Origin of the sequence: Thioalkalivibrio sp., assembly GCF_041690275.1 — a bacterium.
In the GTDB taxonomy this organism is placed as follows: Bacteria; Pseudomonadota; Gammaproteobacteria; order Ectothiorhodospirales; family Ectothiorhodospiraceae; genus Thioalkalivibrio.
In genome coordinates, this window is record NZ_JAWLHP010000052.1 from 13264 (window position 1) to 17581 (window position 4318).

Here is a 4318-nt window from a genome sequence, read left to right on the forward strand (position 1 = left end):
ACCCGTGGGAGCGGCCTCCGGCCGCGATGGCCCTTGGGTGCCCGACGCAACGCCGCATCGCGGCTGGAAGCCGCTCCTACGACCCTCGTGGGAGAGGGGAACGCTCTCGCCGATCCGGCGCCTCCTGCATGCCGGGCGCTATTCGATCCTGCAGACCTCTTCGAATCCGAAACGCGGGCTGCGCGGGAACAATGCCTCCGGACGGCCGTAGCCGAGGTTGCAGAGGAAATTCACGCGGACACTGCTGTCCGGGAAGAAGGCCGCGTTCACCTTGTCCGGATCGAAGCCGGACATCGGCCCGCAGTCGAGTCCGAGGGCACGGGCGGCCATGATCAGGTAGGCACCCTGCAGACTGCCGTTGCGGAAGGCCGTCTCCTCGATCAGCGGCTGATTGCCGACGAACCACGACCGCGCGTCGGTATGGGGAAACAGGTAAGGAAGATGCTCGTGAAACTCGAGGTCGTGACCGATGATCGCGGTCACCGGCGCCGTACGCGTCTTCTCGACGTTGCCCTCGATCAGTGCGGGCAGCAGGCGCGCCTTGGCCTCGGGACCCTTCGCAAAGACGATGCGGGCCGGGCTGCAGTTGGCACTGGTCGGCGCCCAGCGCAGGGTATCGAAGAGCTCCCTCAGCAGTTCGTCGCTGACCGGGCGGTCCTGCCACTCGTTGTGCGTTCGGGCCTCGAAGAAAAGCTGGTCGAGGGCCTCGGTATCGATACGCTCACTCATGGATCGGCTCCTTGGCGTCGGGGGTGCGGAGTCCGGCTCGGCCGTTCGATCAACCGTAAGGGTGCCGGGGAAGGGACGTCAACCGGGCAGGAAACCGGCCTCCGCTTCAGTCCGTGACGCAGCGGTTGCGTCCCTTGGCCTTGGCGCGGTAGAGCGCGGCATCCGCGCGGCCAAAGACATCCTGCGGAGTATCGCCAGTGCGGAACTCGCTGATCCCGCAGGAGATGGTGATCGGCACCGGCTCATCCGCGTAGTGAAAGCCGGAGTCCATCACCGCCCTGCGAATGTGCTCGGCCGCCGCGACCGCTTCCGGAAGCGCCGTCTCGGGCAGCAACAGCACGAACTCTTCGCCTCCGTAGCGGGCGACGAAATCCGTCTCGCGGATATGCTTGCGGATCAGCTGAGCGATCAGCGCCAGTGCCTTGTCGCCGGCCTGGTGCCCGTAACGGTCGTTCACGTCCTTGAAGCGGTCGATATCCCAGACCGCCATCGCCAACGGAGAGCCATACCGCTTCCAGCGGGCCACCTCCAGCTGCAGCCTCTCGTTATAGGCGAAGCGGTTGGCGATGCCGGTAAGCGGATCCACCATCGCGAGATCGCGTTCCTCCTTCAGCCGGCGCCGCAATTCGTCCGACTCGTGCTGCACGCTCTGCAGGCGTTCGTTCAGCCGCTCCACCTGGCGCTCCGCATCGGAGATACGCCTTTCCTCGGTCTCACGGTGCTCCCGTACATGCGCGCGTATCCCGTCCAGGCGCTTGCGCAGCGCACCCTTCAGCGAGTCGAGGTCCTGCGACCGGTTCACGGATTCCTCGATCCCCTTCACCTCCAGATCCATGTTCCTGCCGAATGCCCGGCCATCCTCGTAGCCTTCCCGCTGGCGCTCGACGTTTTCCTGAAAGGCGGCATCGATCTCGCCAAGACGCTCCGTCACCTGTTTCAGGAAGGACTCGATTTCCGCCCGGTCCTTGTGGGCCCTGCCGCGGATTTCCGCCACCAGGCCGGCAATCGCCATCAGCGCCTCTTCGGTGTGATCCGGTGCAGCGGACCCGAGGAGCATTTGCCGGATGTCCTCGTACCGGCCGGTGAGCTCGGCGGGTACCTCGATGTGCTCGAGCAGCCGCAGCAGGACCTCGTGCGGCTGCGATCCATGACCGGCCGGGGCGTTACCGGCCCCGCGCATCACCGGTTGCAGGCGCGTGACCAGTTCGTGCCCCAGGTTGTAGACCTGGACCTCGGTGGTGGCCTGCTCGATCCTGTGCACGAGGTCGGCCGCGCTCTCCTTTCCCAGCAGGTCCTCGGCCAGCTCCAGAAGGAGGTTCCTCGCAATGTGCAGTCTCCGCCCCTCCGCTGCGCCCGGGCTGCGCAAAGAGGCCGCCTCGCTTCCGAACAGCCTGCCCAGCAGGCCGCGGCCGCCGTGGCCGTCCTGTTCCATACTCGCGTGGCCATCGCCGAGGTGGCGGACCGACTCCGAGATCCGCTCCAGCGGCTCGCGCAGGCTCTCGGTTTCTCCCGCTGCGCGCAGGAGCCGGCGCAGCTCGTCGAGCTGGCGGTCCAGGCCCGGATCAACGCCGTCGGCGGCCAGCGAGAGGCGGCTCAGACCCTGGCGGAGGAGGGCCTCCGCCTGCGACCACTGCCGTTCCCGGGACTCCAGCACCTCGAGGTGGTCCAGGTACTTTCGTTTCCAGTCGTTTTTTTCGGTCTGTTCCAGCAAACCCCGGACTCCCTTCTTCCGCCTCAGCGCTCGGTGGCGCCGTCCTCGGTCGGTCCCGATCCAGCATCATGCAGCTCGAGGTCCACCATCAGGGCGTTCGCCAGCGCCTCGAGGTCATCCTGTACCGCATGCAGGTCCGCCTCGGCCGGCACGCCGAGTTCCGCATAGGCCCGAAACAGGAGTTCGCCCGTCATCGACGCGGGCTCGCAGCCGGTCTCCAGTTCCTCGATGCTGATGCCATGGCGGGCCAGCACGCCCGAGATCTCCTGCACAATCCCGGGGTGGTCATGACCGACAAGATCAAGCTGCACCCGATGCAGCGTTCCCGCAGCGGTATCGCGGCCCCGTTCGATGGTCACGTGCAGGCCCGCGGCCTCGAGCTCCCGGAGCGCGGATTCAAGCTTCGCGGCCCCGCTGGCGTCCACCTCGAGCCGAACGAGACCGGCAAACTGACCGGCCAGCTGCACCATCCGGCTCTCCATCCAGTTGGCCCCGGCCGCCGTGGCCCGTTCCGATACCGTACTCACCAATCCCGGACGGTCCGGCCCGAGCAGCGTCACAATGACGGATACCTTCACACTGTTGCCCCTTCATCAACGGCTGTAGGCACGATAGTAGGCGAAGTCCCGCCCGGCGCGCCTCGTGCCCTCCGATACCGGTCGCCCGGGCGATCCCGGGAACCGCGCCGGTGCTCAGTCCGGTTCCAGCTCCGACCGAACATCGAGGTAGCGCAGCAGGTCCTTCAGGACCAGCATCCCGACGAGGCGGTCCCCCTCGGTGACCATCAGGCGTCCCGTGCGCGACTGCTGCATGCGGTTCAGCGCCTCATCGGCCTTCATATCGGCCTCGATGGTGTTTTCCTTAACCCGTTCCTCGCATGCATCCTCGACCCGCGTCCGGTCCCGTTCCTCGCGTGGCACGTCCCGGACCTCCGACAGACCGATGCTGCCCACCAGTCGTTCGCCGCGCACCACCGGGAAGCGATCGAAGTTGTGGTGATAGAGGTATTCCTCCACAAACTCCTCGACGGTGGCATCGGCGGGAACCGTTACCGGGTCGGCGGTCATGAAGCGGCGCACGGTGCGTCCGGCCAGGGCCTGCTGGGTGAGCAGCTGACTGTAGCTCGCGGTCGCCGCCGCGTGCACGAACAGGCCGATCAGGAACCACCACATGCCGCCGACGAAATTGCCGGCGATGAAGTTCGCAAAGCCGAGGGCCACCAGCAGGAGCCCGAAGCCCTGGCCCATTCGCGTGGCCCAGCGCGTGGCCCAGCGGATGTCACCCTTGAGCTGCCACAGGGCGGCCCGCAGGACCCTGCCGCCGTCCAGCGGAAAACCCGGGACCATGTTGAAGATCGCGAGCAGGATGTTGATGAACCCGAGGTAGCGGGCGACGCCCGCGACGTGCTCGGGAAGGCCCACCGTCGCCATCGCCACTGCGAGCAGGTAGAACGCGACACCCAGCACCACGCTGGCAATCGGGCCGGCGATGGCCATCCGGAACTCGACACGTGGCTCCTCCGGCTCCGACTCCATCTCTGCCGCGCCGCCGAAGAGGAACAGCGTGATGCGATGGACCGGAAGGCCGTGCGCGCGCGCGACCACGGAATGGCTCAGCTCGTGAAACAGCAGCGAGAAAAAGAGCCCGAGCATTCCGACCAGGGCCATCGTCCAGTAGGTGAGAGGCGTGAGGTCCGGGTAGACGAAGGGGAAGAACCCGGCCGCGAGCGACCAGGTGACCAGCAGCGCCAGGAAGAGCCAGGTCACGTTGGCCCGGATCTCGAATCCCAGCACGCGGAACAGGCTGAAGCTTTCACCGAACATGGCCCCTCTCCTCGGTACACGCAGAATCGAAGCCCGGCGCCGCGGGGCGGCCGGC

General features: G+C 66.8%; 4 protein-coding genes. All 4 read right to left on the reverse strand.

All coding sequences use genetic code 11. The annotated features are described in order from the left end of the window. Positions 1–138 precede the first annotated feature (138 nt). Complete coding sequence (locus ACESMN_RS10535; RefSeq protein WP_373053557.1) at positions 139–729, reverse strand: malonic semialdehyde reductase; 591 nt, start codon at positions 727–729, stop codon at positions 139–141. A 106-nt stretch (positions 730–835) separates the two neighbouring features. Then, positions 836–2440, reverse strand: coding sequence for a GGDEF domain-containing protein (locus ACESMN_RS10540; RefSeq protein WP_373053558.1), 1605 nt, complete (start codon positions 2438–2440; stop codon positions 836–838). 23 nt (positions 2441–2463) lie between these two features. Next, positions 2464–3018, reverse strand: a complete 555-nt coding sequence (locus tag ACESMN_RS10545; RefSeq protein WP_373053559.1) for a glycine cleavage system protein R — start codon at positions 3016–3018, stop codon at positions 2464–2466. Positions 3019–3132: 114 nt separating this feature from the next. Then, positions 3133–4263 carry a M50 family metallopeptidase gene (locus tag ACESMN_RS10550; protein WP_373053560.1) on the reverse strand — a complete coding sequence of 377 codons (1131 nt, stop codon included), beginning with the start codon at positions 4261–4263 and terminating at the stop codon, positions 3133–3135. Positions 4264–4318: the final 55 nt, after the last annotated feature.